The 18,505-nt window shown below is 59.7% G+C and carries 13 protein-coding genes, 2 rRNA genes and 2 pseudogenes; 5 read left to right on the top strand and 12 right to left on the bottom strand.

Translation table 11 applies throughout. From position 1 onward, the window contains the following. Positions 1-62: 62 nt before the first annotated feature. The 8 genes from ABX75_RS26650 to ABX75_RS26615 form a co-directional block, all read right to left on the bottom strand. Positions 63-1,508, bottom strand: a complete 1,446-nt coding sequence (locus ABX75_RS26650; RefSeq protein ID WP_047882984.1) for an efflux transporter outer membrane subunit — start codon at positions 1,506-1,508, stop codon at positions 63-65. Next, the gene (locus ABX75_RS26645; RefSeq protein WP_040265168.1) at positions 1,505-2,563 is read right to left on the bottom strand and encodes an HlyD family secretion protein; all 1,059 of its coding nucleotides are present in this window, start codon (positions 2,561-2,563) and stop codon (positions 1,505-1,507) included. The genes ABX75_RS26650 and ABX75_RS26645 overlap by 4 nt, the downstream gene beginning before the upstream one ends. A 15-nt stretch (positions 2,564-2,578) precedes the next feature. Beyond that, positions 2,579-4,114: an MFS transporter gene (locus tag ABX75_RS26640; RefSeq protein ID WP_047882983.1), complete on the bottom strand. Its 1,536-nt coding sequence runs from the start codon at positions 4,112-4,114 to the stop codon at positions 2,579-2,581. 235 nt (positions 4,115-4,349) lie between these two features. Next, entirely contained in the window at positions 4,350-5,270 is a 921-nt protein-coding gene (locus tag ABX75_RS26635) for a LysR family transcriptional regulator (RefSeq protein WP_047882982.1), read from the bottom strand. A 59-nt stretch (positions 5,271-5,329) separates the two neighbouring features. After that, positions 5,330-6,178, bottom strand: a complete 849-nt coding sequence (locus ABX75_RS26630; RefSeq protein WP_034111198.1) for an ABC transporter permease — start codon at positions 6,176-6,178, stop codon at positions 5,330-5,332. Between the two features lie 10 nt (positions 6,179-6,188). Continuing rightward, positions 6,189-7,040: an ABC transporter ATP-binding protein gene (locus ABX75_RS26625; RefSeq protein WP_034111196.1), complete on the bottom strand. Its 852-nt coding sequence runs from the start codon at positions 7,038-7,040 to the stop codon at positions 6,189-6,191. A gap of 1 nt (position 7,041) precedes the next feature. Next, the gene (locus ABX75_RS26620) at positions 7,042-8,067 is read right to left on the bottom strand and encodes an ABC transporter substrate-binding protein (protein WP_034111194.1); all 1,026 of its coding nucleotides are present in this window, start codon (positions 8,065-8,067) and stop codon (positions 7,042-7,044) included. Positions 8,068-8,081: 14 nt separating this feature from the next. Continuing rightward, the gene (locus tag ABX75_RS26615; protein ID WP_034111192.1) at positions 8,082-8,975 is read right to left on the bottom strand and encodes a TauD/TfdA family dioxygenase; all 894 of its coding nucleotides are present in this window, start codon (positions 8,973-8,975) and stop codon (positions 8,082-8,084) included. A 311-nt stretch (positions 8,976-9,286) separates the two neighbouring features. On the opposite strand from ABX75_RS26615, the gene ABX75_RS26610 reads away from it, so the two are divergent. The 5 genes and pseudogenes from ABX75_RS26610 (at position 9,287) to ABX75_RS26590 (ending at position 15,942) form a co-directional block, all read left to right on the top strand. Next, a complete protein-coding gene (locus tag ABX75_RS26610; RefSeq protein ID WP_034095238.1) occupies positions 9,287-9,997 on the top strand; it encodes a GntR family transcriptional regulator in 711 nt (236 codons plus the stop codon). Between the two features lie 386 nt (positions 9,998-10,383). Next, the gene (locus ABX75_RS26605) at positions 10,384-11,142 is read left to right on the top strand and encodes a DUF3050 domain-containing protein (RefSeq protein ID WP_047882981.1); all 759 of its coding nucleotides are present in this window, start codon (positions 10,384-10,386) and stop codon (positions 11,140-11,142) included. After that, positions 11,139-12,086, top strand: coding sequence for a diiron oxygenase (locus ABX75_RS26600; RefSeq protein ID WP_047882980.1), 948 nt, complete (start codon positions 11,139-11,141; stop codon positions 12,084-12,086). Before ABX75_RS26605 ends, ABX75_RS26600 begins: the two co-directional genes overlap by 4 nt. Next, positions 12,083-15,458, top strand: a pseudogene (locus ABX75_RS26595) (amino acid adenylation domain-containing protein). Before ABX75_RS26600 ends, ABX75_RS26595 begins: the two are co-directional and overlap by 4 nt. A 19-nt stretch (positions 15,459-15,477) precedes the next feature. After that, on the top strand, positions 15,478-15,942 hold the full coding sequence (locus ABX75_RS26590) for an SRPBCC family protein (protein WP_034095234.1): 465 nt from the start codon (positions 15,478-15,480) through the stop codon (positions 15,940-15,942). 38 nt (positions 15,943-15,980) lie between these two features. Here the strand turns inward: ABX75_RS26590 and ABX75_RS30140 are convergent, their stop codons facing one another. From ABX75_RS30140 to rrf (ABX75_RS28145), 4 genes and pseudogenes are all read right to left on the bottom strand, one after another. Beyond that, positions 15,981-16,766 carry a methyl-accepting chemotaxis protein gene (locus ABX75_RS30140; RefSeq protein WP_371264011.1) on the bottom strand — a complete coding sequence of 262 codons (786 nt, stop codon included), beginning with the start codon at positions 16,764-16,766 and terminating at the stop codon, positions 15,981-15,983. A gap of 117 nt (positions 16,767-16,883) precedes the next feature. Then, a pseudogene (locus ABX75_RS30135) lies at positions 16,884-17,861 on the bottom strand (cache domain-containing protein); the annotation flags it as partial. Between the two features lie 324 nt (positions 17,862-18,185). After that, a 5S ribosomal RNA gene (gene rrf / locus ABX75_RS26580) occupies positions 18,186-18,301 on the bottom strand. 107 nt (positions 18,302-18,408) lie between these two features. Then, positions 18,409-18,505: ribosomal RNA gene (gene rrf, locus ABX75_RS28145) — 5S ribosomal RNA — on the bottom strand; the annotation flags it as partial.

Genomic DNA, 18,505 nt, shown 5'->3' with positions numbered 1-18,505 from the left:
ATACACTATTGAGAGCAATTATCATTACACCTTATTTCGTTACTGACAAAACTCTTTGTCGATCAGCCCCCTGCCGTTTGCAACGGATATACCGATTCCCACCCGCCCCCCAAGGCTTTGTACAACCCGACCATGGCCAGGGACACGCCGGTGGAACTCTCCACCCATTGCTCCTGGGTCGCCAGCAGCGCGCTTTGCACCGTGAGCACGTTGACGAAGTCCACCACGCCTTCGACGTATTGATGTTGCGCGGTGGTGAGGGCGATCTGGTTCTGGCGCACGGCTTCGGTCAGGCTGTCGCGGCGCAGTTGGCTGGCGTTGTAGCGGGTCAGTTGATCGTCGATTTCATGCCAGGCGCGCAAAACGGTCTGCTGGTAAGCAATCGCCGCTTCCTGCTGTTGGGCTTCGCGCAACTCGACCATGCCTTGCAAGCGTCCGCCATTGAACAGCGGCAGGCTCAGCTGTGGGCCGAAGGCAAAGGCGCGTGAGCCCCACGCACCGAAATCCGACAGTTGCATGGACTGGGAGCCGAGGCTGCCGGACAAGGTGATGCGCGGGTAGAAATCGCCCTTGGCCACGCCGATGCTGGCGGTGGCGGCGTGCAGTCGCGCCTCGGCCTGGCGGATATCGGGGCGACGCTCGGCCAATTCAGACGGCAGGCCAATGGCGACCTGGCGCTGGGTTTGCGGGACGGCAGCAGCCTTGGACAACTGTGCATGCAGGGCTTGCGGCGGCTCGCCCATCAGCAGGCTCAAAGCGTTGATCAACTGATCCTGACGCTGTTGCAGGTCGGGCAGGCGTGCTTCGATGGCGGCGACCTGGGCGGCGGCTTCGGCCACATCCAGGTCAGTCGCCACGCCGTCGGCCAGGCGCAATTGCGAGAGTTTGAGACTGTGTCGCGCCACGTCGAGGTTTTGCTCGGTGACCGCCCGGATGTTCTGCACCCCGCGCAGTTGGATGTAGTCCTGGGCGGTTTCAGCCAGCACTGACAGCAGCACGGCGCGACGGTCATTCTCCGCGACTTGCAGCGTGGCGTCGGCCGCCTCGGTTTCGCGTTTGACCCGGCCCCAGAAGTCCAACTCCCAGGCGGCGGAAAACCCGGCGTCCCACTGGTTGAACGCGGCGCGGCCATTCTCGCCGGACGGGTCGTTGAGGCCCTTACCACTGTTGCGTTTGCGCTGATAGGCGCCGGTAGCGTTGACGCTCGGGTAGCGCTCGGCAGTGGTTACCTGGCGCACCGCACGGCTTTGTTGCAGACGGCTGCTGGCCAGTTTCAAGTCGAGGTTATCGCTGAGGGCGCGCCGGGTCAGGGCCGACAATTGCGCGTCGTGGAACACGTCCCACCAGCGCTCCTGCAAGGGGTCGCTGACGGCATGGCTGGCAGCCTGACGGCCTTGGGGTTCGGCCCACTGCGCGGGCTGCGCGCTGTGGGGGCGCTGGAAGTCCGGGCCGACGGTGCAGGCGTTCAGGCTGATCAGGCCGAGGGTGAGCCAGGCGAGGTGTCTCATTGCTGGGCTACCTCGCGCTGTGGCGCTACGGCTTGAGTATCGACGCTGGCTTCCACCGACATACCGACCCGCAGACGCTCGGTCAGCGGCTGATTGGGCTCAAGCACGATCTTCACCGGAACACGCTGCACGACTTTGGTGAAGTTGCCGGTGGCGTTGTCCGGTTTGATCGAGGCAAAGGTCACTCCGGTGGCGGGCGCCAGGCTTTCCAGGTGGCCGTCGAGCACTTCACCGTCGAGGCTGTCGACGCGCACCTGCACGGCCTGACCGGCATGCATGTGGGACAGCTGGGTTTCCTGGAAATTGGCCACCACATACGCCTCGGCCAACGGCACCACCGCCAGCAACTTGCTGCCCGGTGTTACGTAGGCACCGACCCGCACCGCGCGCTCACCGACCATGCCATCCACTGGCGCGACAATGCGTGTGTAAGACAGCTGATAACTGGCCATTTCCAGCGCCGCCTGAGCGCGTTTGAGCCCACCCTCGGCGGCATCGCGCAGGGCCGTGAGGATTTCCACCTGCTTGCGCTCGGCCGCCAGCACGGCCGTGGCCTTGGCCAGGCGAGCGGTGGCCTGGTCGATGCGGGTCTTGGCTTGCTGGGCGTTCTGCACGGTGCCGGCGCCAACACCGGCCAGGTGGTTGTAGCGATTCAGTTCGTGTTCGGCGAAGGCCACTTCGGCGCGATCCGCCGCCACCGTGGCCTGAGCCTGGGCGATCACCGAGGTTTGCCGCTCCAGTGTCGCGGTGGCGTTTTTCAGTTGGGCTTGGGCCACCAGTGTGTCGGCATCGGCGGCCTGAGCGGCAGCGCGAAAATCGCGGTCGTCGATCAACGCCAGTAGTTGCCCGGCTTTGACGCGCTGGTTGTCTTCCACCAGCACCTCCTTGATAAAACCGGCCACGCGCGGCGCCACCTGGGTGAAGTCAGCGGCGACAAAGGCGTCGTTGGTGGTCTGTTGTCGGCTGCCCAACAGCCCAGGGGCAGCCAGGTACACCAGCACGCCGACGGCGAATACGGCGATGGCCGACACGGCAATTTTGTCTTTGCGTTTCATGGAAATTCCTTTGTGCTAGGTCGGTGCGCGCGGCGGATAGATCCGCGTGGGCATCCAGAAAATCAGCAGGATCAACGCCGCCGCCACCGCGGCCATGACGTAGTACAGATCCGAAGAAGTGAGCACCACGGCCTGCTCATGCAGACGGTGCGCCAGGCCCGGGGCATCGGCGTCGGCCAGGGGCGAATTACCGAGGCCGTCCACCAGCCTGCTCGAATGAAAATGCACCCGGCGGGTCGTCAGCACATCCAGCACACCCGTGGCGATCACGGCGGCGAGGCCTTTGACGGTGTTGAACCAGGCCGAGGCGAATGGGCCTTCCACCGGTTGGATACTGCCGGTGGAAAGCATCAACAACGGCAACACGGCCATGGGCTGTCCGAAGATTTGCAGCAGGTACAGCACATAGAAATCGTCGCGAATCCACGCCGAGGTCAGGTGCGCGCTGCCCACACAGGACAGCACCAGCATGCCCAGCCCCGCCCCCAGCACCCAGCGGCAATCGACCCAGCGCAGGTTGCACAGGGCAGCCACTAGCGGCAGCGCGATCAGTTGCGGCAGCGCCATCAGCAGCATCAGCGGTGCGGTTTGCAGCGGCCGGTATCCCTGCACCTGAGCGAGAAAACTCGACGGGATGAGGATCACCGAGGTCAGCACCATCAGCACGCCCGCCAGCACGATCAAGGCAAACGCGAGGTTGCGCAGGCCCAGCATCTGCAGCTTGAAAAACGGCAGCGGCTGCGACCATTCGTTGAACAGGAACAGCACCAGCAACAGGCTACCGCCACTGAGCAGGAAGGTGATCAGGCCGGACTCGAACCAGTCCAGACGATTGCCTTGCAGCACACCGATGACCAGCATGCAGATCGCCGGGAAGCCCAGCAGCAGGCCGCGCCAGTTGAATTGCTTGAAGCGCTCCAGGCGCAGCGGGTCCTGCGGTAAGCCGTAGGCCACGGCGGCCATCGCCAACAGGCACGGCGCGACGATTTGCCAGAACGCCCATTGCCAGCCGACGTATTCGGTCCACAGCGCCGCCAGCGGCGTGCCCAGGCTCGGGCCGAAGGTGGCGGTAAGTGCGTAACCGGCCAGGCCGTACAGCTTGACGTTGGCCGGCAGAAAACGCAGCGCCACGGTCATCAGCATCGGCGGCAGCGCACCACCGGCCAGGCCTTGCAGGGTGCGCAGCGCCAGCAGGCTTTGGTAGTTCGGCGCGAGCGGGCACAGCACTCCAAGCAAAGTGAACAACCCGATGGCCCACAAGGTGAAGCGCCGCAGGGAAAAGGTCACCGAGCACCAGGGTGCAAAGGCCATGGCCGACACGGAGGTGGCGGTATACGCGGCGACCAGCCAGGTGCCTTCATCAAACCCGATGGCGAGCGCGCCACGGATGTCGGCGAGGGCAATCTTGGTGACCATCTCGTTGAGACCGGACACCAGCACCGCCAGCAACACGCCGATCAGGCCGATGATGATGCGCGGGCCGAATACGGGCGAGGCGATGGCGGTGGGTTGGGCTGCGGCCGCAAGGGTGGGAGCAGCGAGGGACGTCATGAACAGGTAACTCGGCGTAGGGAATACCCGAGCAGTTTAATCAGGCTAACACATGACAAAAAGTTACTTATCGGCAGCTTATAAGTGCGCCAAACGCAATCTCGAACCCGGCCAAAAACCCCAGGTGGGAGGGGGCTTGCCCCTGATGCTTTCTGACAGCCACAGTTTTTTCCATCTTCACACCGCTATCGGGGGCAAGCCCCCTCCCACATTTTGACCCTGCATGATTTAGAGGTCAGGAGGGTTGAGCTTCCAGCCAGGTGGCGTGGCAACTTTCACGCAGGGTCTCGCGCAGCCATTTGTGCGCCGGGTCGTTGTCGAAGCGCGGGTGCCAGGACTGGGCCAACACCAGTGTCGGCAAGGAGATGGGCAGCGGGAACGCGCGCAGGGGCAGCTTCAGCCGGTTGGCGCTGTAGAGCGCTTCCTTGGGCACCGGCAGAAGCAGGTCGGAGTCGGGCAGCATAAACATTGCGCCGTGAAACCCCGGTGCGATCATCGCCACGCGGCGCTCCAAGCCCTGGGCATTGAGGGCCGTATCGATCGGCCCACGGGCGATGCCGCGCCGCGAGATGCTGATGTGGGAATAGCTGGCGAAGCGGGCGGCGGTGATTTCTTTATCGAACAAGGGATGATCTTGCCGCGCCAGGCCGACAAAGGTGGTAGAGAACAGATTTTGTACTTTCACTTCAGGGCTGGCGGGCATGGTGTTGCTCACACGCAGGTCCAGTCGACCTTCGCGCAGCGCTTCGTCGTCGGTGTCGCCTTCGGGCACGAAACACAGCTCGCACAGCGGTGCGACGCGCTCCATGGTGTCGAACAGCCGCCCGCCGTACACACCGATAAAGAAGTCATTGGCTCGTACGCTGAAGCGCCGGCGCAAGGTACTCAGATCCACTTGGTCGGCCGAGCGAAACAACAGCGCCGCCTGCTCGACCACGTTGCGCACCTGCTCTTGCAACTGCAGGGCCTTGGGGGTCGGCACCAGGCCACGCCCGGCGCGCACCAGGATCGGGTCGCCCACCGCTTCACGTATGCGCGTGAGAGTACGGCTCATGGCCGCCGGGCTGAGGTTCATGCGGCGCGCGGCGCCGACCACACTGCCCTCGTCGAGCAAAGCGTCAAGGGCGACCAGTAGGTTCATATCCGGTAGTTGCATGCCAAGCACTCGTATGCGGTAAGGAGTGAACTGGGCGCAATCGTATCAGGCTGGATCTATCAGCGCTGCATGCCCCAGCGCTTGACCGTCAGCCGTTCGAAAGTATCGAACACCAGGTTCTCCACCAGCAGGCCGATGAGGATCACCACCGCCAACCCGGCGAATACTTTGTCGGTGTACAGCTCGTTGCGATTCTGAAAGATGTACCAGCCTAGCCCGCCCTTGCCGCTGGTGGCGCCGAACACCAATTCGGCAGCGATCAGCGTGCGCCAGGCAAAAGCCCAGCCGATTTTCAGGCCCGCCAGAATCGATGGCAGCGCCGCCGGGATCAGAATAAACAGCACAAAGCGGATACCTTTGAGGCCATAGTTGCGTCCGGCCATGCGCAGGGTTTCGGACACGCCCAGGAACCCTGAATAGGTATTGAGCGCCAGCGCCCACAGCACCGAATGCACCAGCACAAAGATCAGGCTGTTCTGACCCAGGCCAAACCACAGCAGCGCCAGCGGCAACAGCGCAATGGCCGGCAACGGGTTGAACATGGAGGTCAGTGTGCTGAGCAGGTCGCGACCCACCTGCGTCGACACCGCGAGTGTGGTCAGGGCGAACGCCAGTACGATACCGATCAGGTAGCCCTTGATCAGCACCACCAGCGAGATGCTGACTTTGCCGAGCAGTTCGCCGCTGAGCAAACCGTCGTAGAACGCGTGAAAGGTCTGCAGAAAACTCGGCAGCAGCAGGTCGTTGTCTTGATAGCGCGCAACGGCTTCCCAGAGGACAGCGAGCACGATCAGGATCAGGCCCTTGCGCAACCAGCCCTGTTGCCATAGGCGCTGGCGCAGCGGCAGGTCGCGTTCCACCGGCACGCTGAGTAGCGGTTCGAGGGTGATTTCGTATTCCTGGCGCATAAATGTCCCCTTAGTACGCGATGCGGATATCGGCAAAATCCAACTCGGGTTCCGCCTCAGTGGCTTCATCGAACAACAGCCGGTGGATCCGCCGCGCCGATGCCTGGAAGTCGACACCGCCAAGGCTATGCAGGTCGTATTGATGACTGTGGATTTCCGCACGCACGCGCCCTGGGTGCGGTGACAGCAACAGAATGCGATTGCCCACCACCAGCGCCTCCTCAATGGAGTGGGTGACGAACAACAAGGTGAAGCGCACTTCCTCCCAGAGCAGCAGCAGCTCTTCTTGCATCTTGCGCCGAGTCAGGGCATCGAGGGCGGCGAAGGGTTCGTCCATCAGCAGGATTTTCGGTTGCATCGCCAGCGCACGGGCAATTGCCACGCGCGCCTTCATGCCACCGGACAGGGTGTGTGGGTAGGCATCGGCAAACGCACTAAGGCCGACCTTATCGAGGTAATGCTCTGCGCGGTCTTCGGCGTCGGCGCGCTTCAAGGTTTTCGACGTCAGCAGCGGGAACATCACGTTTTGCTTGACGGTTTTCCAGGGCGGCAACTGATCGAATTCCTGGAACACCACGATACGGTCCGGGCCCGGTTGTTCGACCTTTTGCCCTAGCAGGCGAATCTCGCCTTCACTGGGTTTGATAAAGCCGGCAACGGACTTGAGCAATGTGGATTTGCCGCAGCCCGAAGGGCCGAGCAGCACGTAGCGGTCGGCCGGGTCGATCTCGAAACTGACCTGATGCGTCGCGCGCACCACGCGCTCGGCCGTGCGATATTCCAGGCTGACGTTATCCACCGCCAGTAACGGCGCGACAGGGTGCAGATTGCTGGTCGCGTGGGCTGATAACGGCGCGTTCATCTCAGCTTCCTTGCAGGGGTTTGGCGTCTTGGAAAAAGTAGTCCTGCCACGATTGCGGCTTGTGCTTAATGGCGCCGACGCGATAAAGGAATTCCGCCAGCGGGTAGGTGTTTTTCGGCGTGACGCTGAATTCGAATTGCGGGTTGTCGATGATTTTGAGCAGCTCGGCACGGTCGATCTTGGCCTTGGTCACGCGCAGGTAGGTATCGGCCGCCGCTCCTTTGTCGTTCTGAGCGAACTGTGCGGCTTCGGTCAAAGCGTCGACAAATGCTTTGTAGGTCTTGGGGTTGTCGTTGCGGAATTTTTCGGTGGCGAACAGCACCGTCGGCGAGTTCGGGCCAAACAGGTCGTAGGTATTGAGCACCACATGGACATTGGGATTGGCCAGGGCCTGGTCCTGGAACGGCGGGTTGGAAAAATGCCCGGTCAACTCCGTGCCGCCGGCGATCAACGCCGCGGTGGCGTCGGGGTGCGGAACGGCGATGGTGTACTTGTCGAGGCGGTTGAAATCCTGGTCGCCCCATTGTTTGGCGGCGGCGTATTGCAGAAAGCGCGACTGCACTGACACCCCCACTGCCGGCACCGCGATACGGTCCTTGTCAGTAAAGTCGGCGATGGTCTTGACCTTGGGGTTATTGCTGACCAAGTAGTAGGGGAAGTTACCCAAGGACGCAACGGCCTTAACGTTCTGCTTGCCGTAGGTGCGATCCCAGATGGTCAACAACGGTCCGACGCCGGCTCCGGCAATGTCGATGGAGCCAGAGAGCAATGCGTCGTTGACCGCCGCGCCGCCGGACAGTTGAGTCCAGTCGACCTTGATGTCGATGCCTTCCTGCTTGCCGTATTTTTCAATCAGGTGCTGGTCGCGCACCACATTGAGCAGCAAGTAGACGATGCCGAACTGTTCGGCAATGCGAATCTCGCCCTCAGCGTGGGCCACCGCCGGCGCTGCCAGGCTGCCGGCCAGCAGGCTGATACCCAGGCCGACAGTGGCGGCCAGTCGTGCAAATGGAAGGTGTCTGGACATGGTCATGCTCCGAATCAGAAAGGCGCGTCGCCCTGGATGGTGGTGCGGAACAGCTTGCGGCGCAGATGGCTTGGGCAACCGGCGGCCAGGTGGATCAGCGAACGGTTGTCCCAGAACACCAGATCGTGAGGCTGCCATTGATGGCGGTAGAGGTTGTGCGGCAGCACGCTGTGGGCGTAGAGCTGAGCCAGCAGGTCGCGGCTTTCGTCTTCAGGCAAACCGATAATGCGAGTGGTGAAACCCTCACTGACGAACAGCGCTTTTCGGCCGTTTTCAGGGTGGGTACGCACGATGGGGTGCACCACTTCGGCGACTTGGGCCAATTGCTCGGGCGTGAGCGTAGGGCGCCAGTTGCCTTCGAATTTGGTCTCGCTGTAACGCGCGGTGTAGGAGTGCGCAGCGCTTCGGCCTTCAACAGCGTTGCGCAGATGCGCGGGCAACTGGTCCCAGGCTTTGTGCATATCCGCAAACAACGTGTCGCCGCCCTCGCAGGGGAGTTCCTGTGCGTGCAACATCGACCCCAGGCTGGGCAATGCTTTATAGGACAGGTCCGAATGCCAGAACTTGCCGGCGTCGCCCAAGCCAATAGCCTGGCCGTTTTCGATGATGTTGGAGACGATCAGGATTTCCGGATGATTGAGCAGCAGGAACTGCTTGAGCACATGGATCTGCAGCACGCCAAAGCGACGGCTGAACGCGATGTGCTGCTCGGGTGTGATGCGCTGGTCGCGAAAGACCAGCACATGGTGATCGAGGTGCGCGCGGTGAATTCGCGCGAAATCCGTGTCGTTGATCGGGCGGGACAAGTCCAGGCCAACCACCTCGGCACCGACGCTGCCGGGCAGTGGAAGAACCTCGAATACTTGTGCATCGAGCGACGCGGGTGAAGCGGTAGAGGCGGCAGACATGGGTTCACTCCTGGCAGTCAGGAGACAAACTTTATAGGTATAAGAAATTCAATTTAAATACCGTTTACGCATAACGATATGCGTGAACGGCGCGGCAAAACGATGTAGCGCTCGCAGCGAAGCTGCTTGGACTGAGGGCGCTTCCATCCCGTTTGTAAGACGCCATAAATGCATGCTGTGAGTGCGCGGAGCGTGGTGTTGAACTACTTACAAGCCGAAACCGTGCGTGTTTGACAAGCTTATGGGCAGTCACTAGTGTGCTTTGGATCCAATTAGCCATCAGCCATTCCAATAAGGAGGGCAGCGTAACCGTGACGCAGAAGCCTACACCTTTGAACAGCATCAAGATCAGCGGTCCGATTCCCGCCCACCTTGCTCGCTCCGTCATAGAAGAAACCTTGCGCAACGCCATCCTCGATGGGCGCCTGCCCTGCGGGACCGCCATGCGTCAGCAGGAGTTGGCCAGCCTGTTCGGGGTAAGCCGCATGCCGGTGCGCGAAGCCTTGCGCCAACTCGAAGCCCAGTCACTGCTGCATGTGGTGACTCACAAGGGCGCCGTGGTCGCTCCGTTGATCGAAGACAACTCGGCCGAAACCTATGAACTGCGGATGTTGCTGGAATCCGAAGCGCTGCGCTTGTCGATTCCTTTGCTCACCGACACCGATATCGCCGAGGCTGACGCGTTGATTTGTGCGCTGGAGCAAGAAAAAGACTACACCGAGATAGGCCGCCTGAATCGCTTGTTCCATATGACCCTTTACAGCAAAGCCCCTAACCAGCGGCTGCTCAAACTGGTGGAGCACGGGTTGAACGAAGAGGAGCGTTTCCTGCGCTTCAATCTGGAAGCCATGGGGCTGGGCGAGACGTCCCAGGAAGACCACCGGGAATTGCTGAACCTGGTCGCGCGCAAGAAAGTCCAGGAAAGCGTCCTGACCCTGCGCAATCACTTGATGCGCGGGATGGAAGTGATCAGGACTTACCTCAATGGCCCGGACGTCGCCAGTCAGAAAGGCCCGCAATAACCTTTAACATTCGCCCTGCACCTGAGCGCGGCAGGGTTGCTGCTCCAACGCGTAACGTGCGTTATTCAATAGCCACTGCCCTCCCAAAAACGCCAGCATCAGTGCCGGGTTCAAGGCGAGGGCGCGCGGCAAAGAACTTTCCCACCTATATAAATCGACTTACTGACAAAAGATATTATTTAGAAAAACATCTAACACATTTATATGCTCGCCAAATTAGTTAGCCTGACTATTATCTTCGGCATTAACCCGGCTCCTTATTCAGGGCGCGCAGCCCTTAGACAAAGGGATTGCGCCACGCCTGGCTTATATCCCTTATCTACTTGCCGTTCAAAAAAGCCCATCGCTGTAGTCACAGTTGACGCAATAACTTATAGGCATCAAGCATGTATCAATCCTTACTTGCACAAAGAGCAGAGCGCCTTTGCGCCCACCCGTTATTCAAAGAAATAACTTCTATTCACACATTAAAAAAATTCATGGAAAGTCATGTATTCGCGGTTTGGGACTTCATGACGCTCCTCAAACGCCTCCAACAAGACCTGACCTGTACACGCTTGCCCTGGCTACCGCCTGCCGACCCGACGGCTGCTCGCCTGATCAACGAGATCGTGCTGGAGGAAGAATCCGACCAACACCCCCAAGAGGGCCAGTGCAGCCATTTCCAGCTGTATCTGGAAGCCATGAATGAAGTCGGTGCCAGCACCGCTTCAATCGAACACTTCATTGCGCTGCAACGCCAAGGCCTGGCTGCCAATACGGCGTTGCTTAGGGCTCAAGCACCGCGCGGCGCGGCCCGCTTCGTCAGCGATACGTTGCAGATCGCATTGAACGCCCCCACCCACTGCGTAGCAGCGGTGTTTCTTCATAGTCGAGAACGCGTGATCCCAGGCATGTTCGAGCAGTTGCTGCAGGCCGGCACGTTGATTCGAGAGCACGCGCCAACCTTATGTGCCTACCTCAACCGTCATATCGAGCTGGACGCTCAGGATCACGGGCCGGCAGCGCAGCGTTTACTTGAGCGTTTGACCGATGCCCATCCGACTTACCCGCAACAAGCCCACGACGCCGCTCTCGCGGCCATGCAAAGCCGGATCATGCTTTGGGATGAGGTTCGAGCCTCGCTGCTGGAGGTGCAGCCATGAATATGGCCGGTTACCCAGCCTTTGCCGACGATTGGGAGCGCCGCGCAACCATTCGCACACGTCCACGCCGCTTGCTGGAAAACGACGATAAATTGATCTTCCCCTTGTGCCGCCAGCCTTTGGTACTCAGTGCCACCTTTACCGAGCACTGCCCGCAGTGGCGCGACTTTGTGCTGGTGCAAAGTTTTTACAAGTTCATCAATGACGTTGTGATTTTCGAAACGGAAATCGTCGACAAGACTGCGCGCGCCATCGCCAAGAATCGCTTCTCGCTGCCCTTTCCCCTCGCCTGTCGCGTCGACGCGATGACCGTCGTGGTGGACGAGGACTACCACGCGCTGGTCGCTCTGGATTTCCTGCAACAGACCGTAACCATGACAGGCATCGAGCCGCTTGAGCTGCCGACACACATTGAACTGAGCCTGGCCCTACCAGCGGCGCAAGCGCAGGTGCCGGCTCACTTGCGCGACGCCGTGGAGCTGATTGGCGTGGCCATTGCCGAAAACACCGTCACCCACGAAGTGGCGGCGTTCTCCAAAGACAGCAGCGTCAAAGACTCAATCCGGGGCTTGATGGCCGACCACCTGTTCGATGAAGGGCGCCACGCGCAGTTCTGGACCTGCCTGGTGCGTAGCTACTGGCAAAGCGCAAGCCCGAACGACCGCGATGCCATCGCTCAGGCGCTGCCGACGTTCCTCTCGCGTTACCTGACCAACCAACTGCAAAAGAATTTCGACCTGCACCTGATCGAGCATCTAGACGTCAGCGCGGACGTGCGCCGTGCATTGCGCGATGACATCAACGCACTGGCATTCCCCATCCATCGCCAGCACCCCTTGATGGGCAACATCCTGAGCTTTGTGCATAACAGCGGCCTGCTGCAAACGCCAAGCGTGGCGCGTGCGCTGAACGACTACATGCCGGTTAATAGGAGATTGGCATGAAGCGCCTGACCATCGGCTGGAACGGCACCAGTGCTGCTTTGCAGGCTATCAGGCAGATGCTGGAGCAATACGGCCACGCGACGGGCGAAGAAGCCGTCGATCTGTGGATTGAAGACGGTAGCCTGCCGCTGCCAAGCGATATCGACGAAGCGCCCTGTATCCGCCTGCGCCTGGGGGTGGGCGCCGCCACCGAGTACGGGCTGCCAGCATTGCAACTGCGCGCCTATGACCGCCACAGGCATTTGCACGGGGTGCTGGAGATCGCCGACGAGCCTACGGGCAATGGCGAGCGACAGCGTAAGCAGGTGACGAACGCACTGGTGGACTGGGTCGCGTTGCAGGTCAGTGAATTCTCACGGGACCCTGCGTACGTGCCGATCAGCACCACGGCCAATGACTGGCCCGAACAGAGCCTGCTGGGGCTCGACGCGTTGGCGTTCATGCATCGATTCAATTGCACGGCAAACCCCGCATTGATGCAGGAGGCGCAAGTGCCGGTGATGGAACGGGTGCAAGCCAGCCTGCACGCCTTCGCCGAGCGCCCGGCGCTGAACATCGATGGCTATGCCGTGAGCTACCGCGACTTGCACCGCCGGGCCGCAGCGATTCAACAACGTTTGATCCGTTTGCTGGAGGCGCTAGAAGCCCCCGCGGTGGTCGGTGTTTGTCTGGATAAATCCATTGAGCTGTATGCGAGCATGCTGGCTGTCCTGGGCAGCGGCGCGGTCTACCTGCCGTTGGGTCTGGACCAGCCTGCACAACGTCATCAGCTCATGCTGGAGATTGCCGGAGCCCGGCTCTTGCTGGATGCGGGCGAACACCCTCTGCGGGAGCGCTTTACCGCACTGGATGTCAGCAGTATCGAGCCCTGCACCGCCGGCAACCCGCTCTTGCCGATGCGACAGCGTCCGTGCCTGGATGCACCGTGCATGGTGCTCTACACCTCGGGCACCACGGGTCAGCCCAAGGGGGTGTTGCTGAGCCAGGGCAACCTGGCACATTTCACCGCCTGGTGTGGGGCGTGCATGAACCTGAATGAACACGCCCGGGTCCTGCAATTTTCGCCACTGAGTTTCGACTCGTCGCTGATCGATATCGTCCCCGCCTTGATTGCCGGCGCCGAGCTGATCATCCCGAATGAAGCGCAACGGCGCGATCCGGAGCAACTGCTGACGCTGCTGCGACGGCAATGCGTCACTCACGCGTTCCTGCCACCTGCGCTGCTCAGCATCTTGCCGCTGGATCAACCGCTGGGCCTAACGCAACTGCTCACCGGCGGCGATGTGTGCGAGCCCCATGTCATCGAGCGCCTGGCTGGACAGTGTCAGTTCCACAACCTGTATGGTCCTTCCGAAGCGACTGTGCTGGTAACCCACCGCACATTCACCCCGGGTGACAGCAACCGCAATATCGGCCGCCCCATTGCTAACAGCCAGGTACTGATTCTCGACGAGCATCTGCAGCCCGTGGATGAACAGGTGATGGGCGAGTTGTACCTTGTCGGCCCTGGCGTCAGCCTGGGTTACCTGAATGCACAGGTGCAAACGGCGAGTACGTTTGTCGACTTACCGCTGCCGGGCGGCCAGTCGTTGCGGGCCTACCGCAGCGGCGACCTGGCACAGTGGAGCGCCGATGGCATCCTGCTGGGCGGACGACGGGACGATCAGGTAAAAATCCGTGGCTTTCGGGTCGAGCCTCGGGAGGTTGAGGAGTGTTTGCGCAACAGCCGGCTCTATCGTCAGGTGGCCGTGGCGATCGACCGCGATGACCGGATCTGCGCCTTTGTTGCCCAGCCCGATCACGGCTCGACCCTCGAAGCGCTGAAACGGCATGCACGCCAGTGGCTTCCGGATTACATGCAACCGAACGCATGGGCCGAGCTGCCTGCTCTACCTTGCTCCGACAATGGCAAAGTCGACCGGCAAGCCCTGCTTGCACAGCCGTTGCGGCTCAAGATTGCAGATCGATGCCGTGTTGCACACACACCGCTTCAAGCGCGCCTGGCCAGCCTGTGGGGAGGACTTCTAAGGCTGGATGGCGCCGAGTTATCTGTTGATGACAGCTTCTTCGATTTGGGTGGTCACTCGATCTTGCTGTCGACCCTGTTACTGCGTGTACGCGAACAGTTTGGCCGCAGTTTCGCCTTGAGCCATTTCATCGAAGCCCCCACCCTTCGTACCCTCGCCACGCTGATGGAGGACGGTGAACTGCCCGACGCGTCCTCTAGCCAAGCCGTTCGAGATGCGCAACGCGAATGGAGCATCAAGACGCTACCCGCCGCGTGCGCAGGCGATCCGCGCAAAGTGATTGTGACCGGGGCCAACAGTTTCGTCGGCGTCCATATTGTTCAGGCGCTGCTGGCCGGCGGTGCGACTCAAGTGGCATGCCTGGTGCGCGAGCGGCCCGGGCAATGCGCGACGGCACGGTTTACCCATGCGTTACGCGACTACCAGTTGGAGCATCTGGACCTGAGTCGTGTGCAGGTATTCGCTGCGGATATCAGCCAACCACGCCTGGGGTTGGCCGAGAACGCGTATGACGCACTCGCCCATGGCTTCGGTGTGCTGGTGCACAACGCCGCACAGGTCAACCATGTGATGGACTATGCGTCACTGGCCAGGGACAACGTCGACTCCGTCTTCGAATGCCTGCGCCTCTGTGAGACCCACAGTAAGAAAATCCTCAACTTTGTCTCGACGCTGTCGGCTTCCAGCAGCGTCGACCCAAGGGCATGTGCTAGAGGCCCCGGCCTGCGCGTCGCTGCCGCTGTTCATCAGAAACGGCTACAACCTGTCCAAGTGGGTGGCTGAGCGAATGTTGGGACGAGCGGTGGAGCAAGGCGCCTGGGTGAATATTCATCGCCCCGGCAACATCAGTTTCAACAGCCGCAACGGTGTTTGCCAACCGCACAAGAATCGCCTGATGTTGATGCTCAAAGGGTCGCTGCAATTAGGCCTGCTACCGCAGTTGCATTTGAATTTCGATCTGATGCCTGTGGACTTCCTGGCGCGGTTTATCGCCTTTCACAGTGCCGGTTTTAATGCCGATAGCTGCGTGTTCAATCTGCATAACCCACTTCCGTTGAGTTGGGAGCAATACCTGGACGCGTTCAGTCGCGCGGGTTACTGCTTTGAGCGAGTCAGCGTGACGCAATGGCAGCAGGCGCTGCGGGCAGTGAGCCCGGACAACGCATTGTTTGGGGTATTGGGGTTCTATCTCGATCGTCTGGACAAAGACATCGGCGATACCACGAGGATCCTGCATGGCAACGCACGCAGAGGTGTTCAAGACATGGGCGAGCAGTATCCCGAAAAAGACCAGGCACTCTTGGACAAGGGCTGTTACTACCTCAAAACCATAGGCTTCCTTTGAACCGTTTCAGGACAACTTCATGAAAGCGCTGCAACCCGATACGTTAATTCGCAACCCAAACGGCGTGCCGATCGTGGCCGGTGTCATAGTCAACTGCGAAGCCGCTCGTGTATGGGATCTGGTGGGGCGATTTTCCAACTTTGATGCCTTTATCCCTGCACTGTCGCGCATTGAAATGATTGGCGCGGGCGTGGGCGCTTTGCGTACAAAAATTTTCCAGGACGGCAACTGTGCGGTCGAACAACTCAACAGTCGAGATGACGACGCCATGCACATGACATGGACCACGATCTACAACACCTTGGGCGTGGCCAGACTGTGGGCAGCGATTAATGTGCAGGCACTTGGCGCCCAGAGCGCCAAGGTCACCTGGACGATCATCGCGGAACCCGAAGACACAACGCGCAAGGGGTTCGAAGCGTTCGTGCAGGACTTTGCCGACAGCGCCCTGAACAACGTACGCAAATTACTCGACAAGCCGTAGGAGCGAGTTGGCACGCTCCTACGGCGTGCCCCGGCGAGTCAGATCTTGAAGCTGTCTACCAATTGCTTCAGACGATTGGCCTGCTGTGACAGTGCATCGCAATCCCTCAGGGTTTCGTTGAGGTTTTCCACACCTTGCTGGTTCAGCAGATTGATCTGGTTGATGTCCACGTTGAGCGTCTCCACCACGGCGGTCTGCTCTTCGGTGGCCGCCGCGACGGACTGGTTCATGCCGTCGATTTCAACAATACGCTGCGTCACACTGACCAGGCGCTCGCCGGCCTGGTTAGCGACCTCAACACTTTCCTCACTGGAAACCTGACTGGCATTCATAGTCGTCACCGCTTCACGCGAGCCCACTTGAAGCGAAGTGATCATTTTATGGATCTCTTCGGCGGACTCCTGGGTTCGGTGAGCCAGGTTGCGAACCTCATCGGCCACCACAGCAAACCCACGGCCAGCCTCACCGGCCCGCGCAGCTTCGATCGCAGCGTTAAGGGCAAGCAAGTTGGTTTGCTGGGAAATGCCTTTGATCACATCAAGAATGTGACCAATGTTGTCGGTGCTGGCATTCAGGGTTTCGATCTGCGTGCACGATAGGCTGATCTTCTGAGACAACTCCGACATGGCCAGGATGGTCTGTTCGACCACTTTGCGCCCATCGTCGGCCTGCTCGCTGGCACCACTGGCATGCTGGGACGCATCAGCAGCGTTCCGCGCGATTTCCTGAGTCGCAGCCCCCAATTCATTAATCGCCGCGGCGACGCTGTTGGTGCGTGCGCTCTGCTCGTCGGAGCCGATGATCGAGGCATTGGACGACGCCATCACGCGCTGGGAAAGGTCATGCACCTGACGTGTGGCCGAAGACACTTCGGAAATCGACGCATGAATACGTTCCACGAACCGGTTGAACGCGCTGCCAACTTCACCGAACTCATCCTTGCTGGTGACAGCCAAGCGACGTGTTAGATCGCCTTCACCTTGAGCGATATCCTGCATGGCAACGCCCATGGTGGTCAGGGGGCGCAGCAATACTTGAATCAACAGACTCAACAGCACGGCAATCGCAACTACCGCGATTAGCATGGCGATTAACGCAGATGTGCGGAATTTACCTAGCGGGGCGTAGGCCTTGTCTTTATCGATCGACAGACCAATGTACCAATCCGTGCCTGGCAGCCCGGTGATGGGGGTGAATGAAAGAATGCGATCCTGGCCATTGAGTACAACGTCCTGATTAATCTTCTCGATACGGACGCTGGTGCCTGGGTAGATGTCCTTGAGGTTCTTCATCACCTGGTCTTCGTCAGGGCTAACGATAACCTGGCCGTCACCGCTGACCAGGAACGCATGGCCAATACCGCCGAAGTCCACCGAGTTGATGATTTTTACCAAGGTTTGCAGGCTCAGGTCACCACCGACCACGCCGAGCAATTCACCGTTCGTTTTAACCGGCATGGCAATAGTGACAATCTGCCCGCCCACTGCGGCCATATAGGGCGGCGTAAGCATGGGTTTATCGGCGGCCACGGCTTGCTTGTACCAAGGGCGCTGACGCGGATCGTAGCCGTCAGGCATTTTGGCGTCAGGACGCTGGGTGAAAACGCCGTTGGTTTGACCGACATAGGTGAACTGGAAATTTGAGGTCAATGCGGGTTGATCCACCAAACCTGGCAGATCCGCGGCATCGCCTTGATGGGCAATGTTCTGCGTGAGACTTTCAAGCACCAGTATTCGGCCACTGAGCCAGTTCTGCACGCTGCTGGCGGTCAGCTCACCGGATTGCTGGATAGACGAGTCCAGGTTCTGCTTGATCGTGCTCCGTTGCAAATAATCGTTGTAAAGCGTGAATAATGCGAAGGCTAGGACTACGACGCCTGACGCAGCTAGCAGAATTTTGTGGCTGAACTTGAGATTCATTTCGTCGACTTCTTTTGCCAAAGGGGGATGAGCGTGCCGAACGGAACATTCCATGTAACGGTATAGCCGGCTTCTCGGGCCGCTCTATTTCGGTGCACGCATGGCTCATCAGGCTTTCGGCCAAACGGAGTGAAATCTTAAGGTTTTGTGGGAAACATCCTCTTTTTGAGTGTTAAACCGACAGGCGGTAAATCCGAACTACCTAAAATCATTAAAGCAGCCTACGACACCCTTCAATGGCGAATCTTTGATTTGACGCCTATTAATTCCCTATAAACGACAAAACCCCTGCCTGCGTTAGCAGACAGGGGTTTTGGAATTTAATCTTGACGATGACCTACTCTCACATGGGGAAACCCCACACTACCATCGGCGATGCATCGTTTCACTGCTGAGTTCGGGATGGGATCAGGTGGTTCCAATGCTCTATGGTCGTCAAGAAATTCTGTGTACCAGATCGACGTTGAGCATCGTTCCGGTGAAAATTCATGGACTTCTACATAAACAAAACCCCAACTGCTTTCGCAATTGGGGTTTCGGAATTTAATCTTGACGATGACCTACTCTCACATGGGGAAACCCCACACTACCATCGGCGATGCATCGTTTCACTTCTGAGTTCGGGATGGGATCAGGTGGTTCCA

Source organism: Pseudomonas sp. ARP3 (genome assembly GCF_001029595.1).
Lineage (GTDB): Bacteria > Pseudomonadota > Gammaproteobacteria > Pseudomonadales > Pseudomonadaceae > Aquipseudomonas > Aquipseudomonas rhodesiae.
Note: the sequence above shows the minus strand (reverse complement) of the source record. Positions and strands in the feature narration are given on the sequence as shown.

Coding starts and splice junctions, on each gene's coding strand:
- ABX75_RS26650 (WP_047882984.1), bottom strand. CDS start 1,508: ATGAGACACCTCGCCTGGCTCACCCTCGGCCTGATCAGCCTGAACGCC.
- ABX75_RS26645 (WP_040265168.1), bottom strand. CDS start 2,563: ATGAAACGCAAAGACAAAATTGCCGTGTCGGCCATCGCCGTATTCGCC.
- ABX75_RS26640 (WP_047882983.1), bottom strand. CDS start 4,114: ATGACGTCCCTCGCTGCTCCCACCCTTGCGGCCGCAGCCCAACCCACC.
- ABX75_RS26635 (WP_047882982.1), bottom strand. CDS start 5,270: ATGCAACTACCGGATATGAACCTACTGGTCGCCCTTGACGCTTTGCTC.
- ABX75_RS26630 (WP_034111198.1), bottom strand. CDS start 6,178: ATGCGCCAGGAATACGAAATCACCCTCGAACCGCTACTCAGCGTGCCG.
- ABX75_RS26625 (WP_034111196.1), bottom strand. CDS start 7,040: ATGAACGCGCCGTTATCAGCCCACGCGACCAGCAATCTGCACCCTGTC.
- ABX75_RS26620 (WP_034111194.1), bottom strand. CDS start 8,067: ATGTCCAGACACCTTCCATTTGCACGACTGGCCGCCACTGTCGGCCTG.
- ABX75_RS26615 (WP_034111192.1), bottom strand. CDS start 8,975: ATGTCTGCCGCCTCTACCGCTTCACCCGCGTCGCTCGATGCACAAGTA.
- ABX75_RS26605 (WP_047882981.1), top strand. CDS start 10,384: ATGTATCAATCCTTACTTGCACAAAGAGCAGAGCGCCTTTGCGCCCAC.
- ABX75_RS26600 (WP_047882980.1), top strand. CDS start 11,139: ATGAATATGGCCGGTTACCCAGCCTTTGCCGACGATTGGGAGCGCCGC.
- ABX75_RS26590 (WP_034095234.1), top strand. CDS start 15,478: ATGAAAGCGCTGCAACCCGATACGTTAATTCGCAACCCAAACGGCGTG.
- ABX75_RS30140 (WP_371264011.1), bottom strand. CDS start 16,766: ATGGCGTCGTCCAATGCCTCGATCATCGGCTCCGACGAGCAGAGCGCA.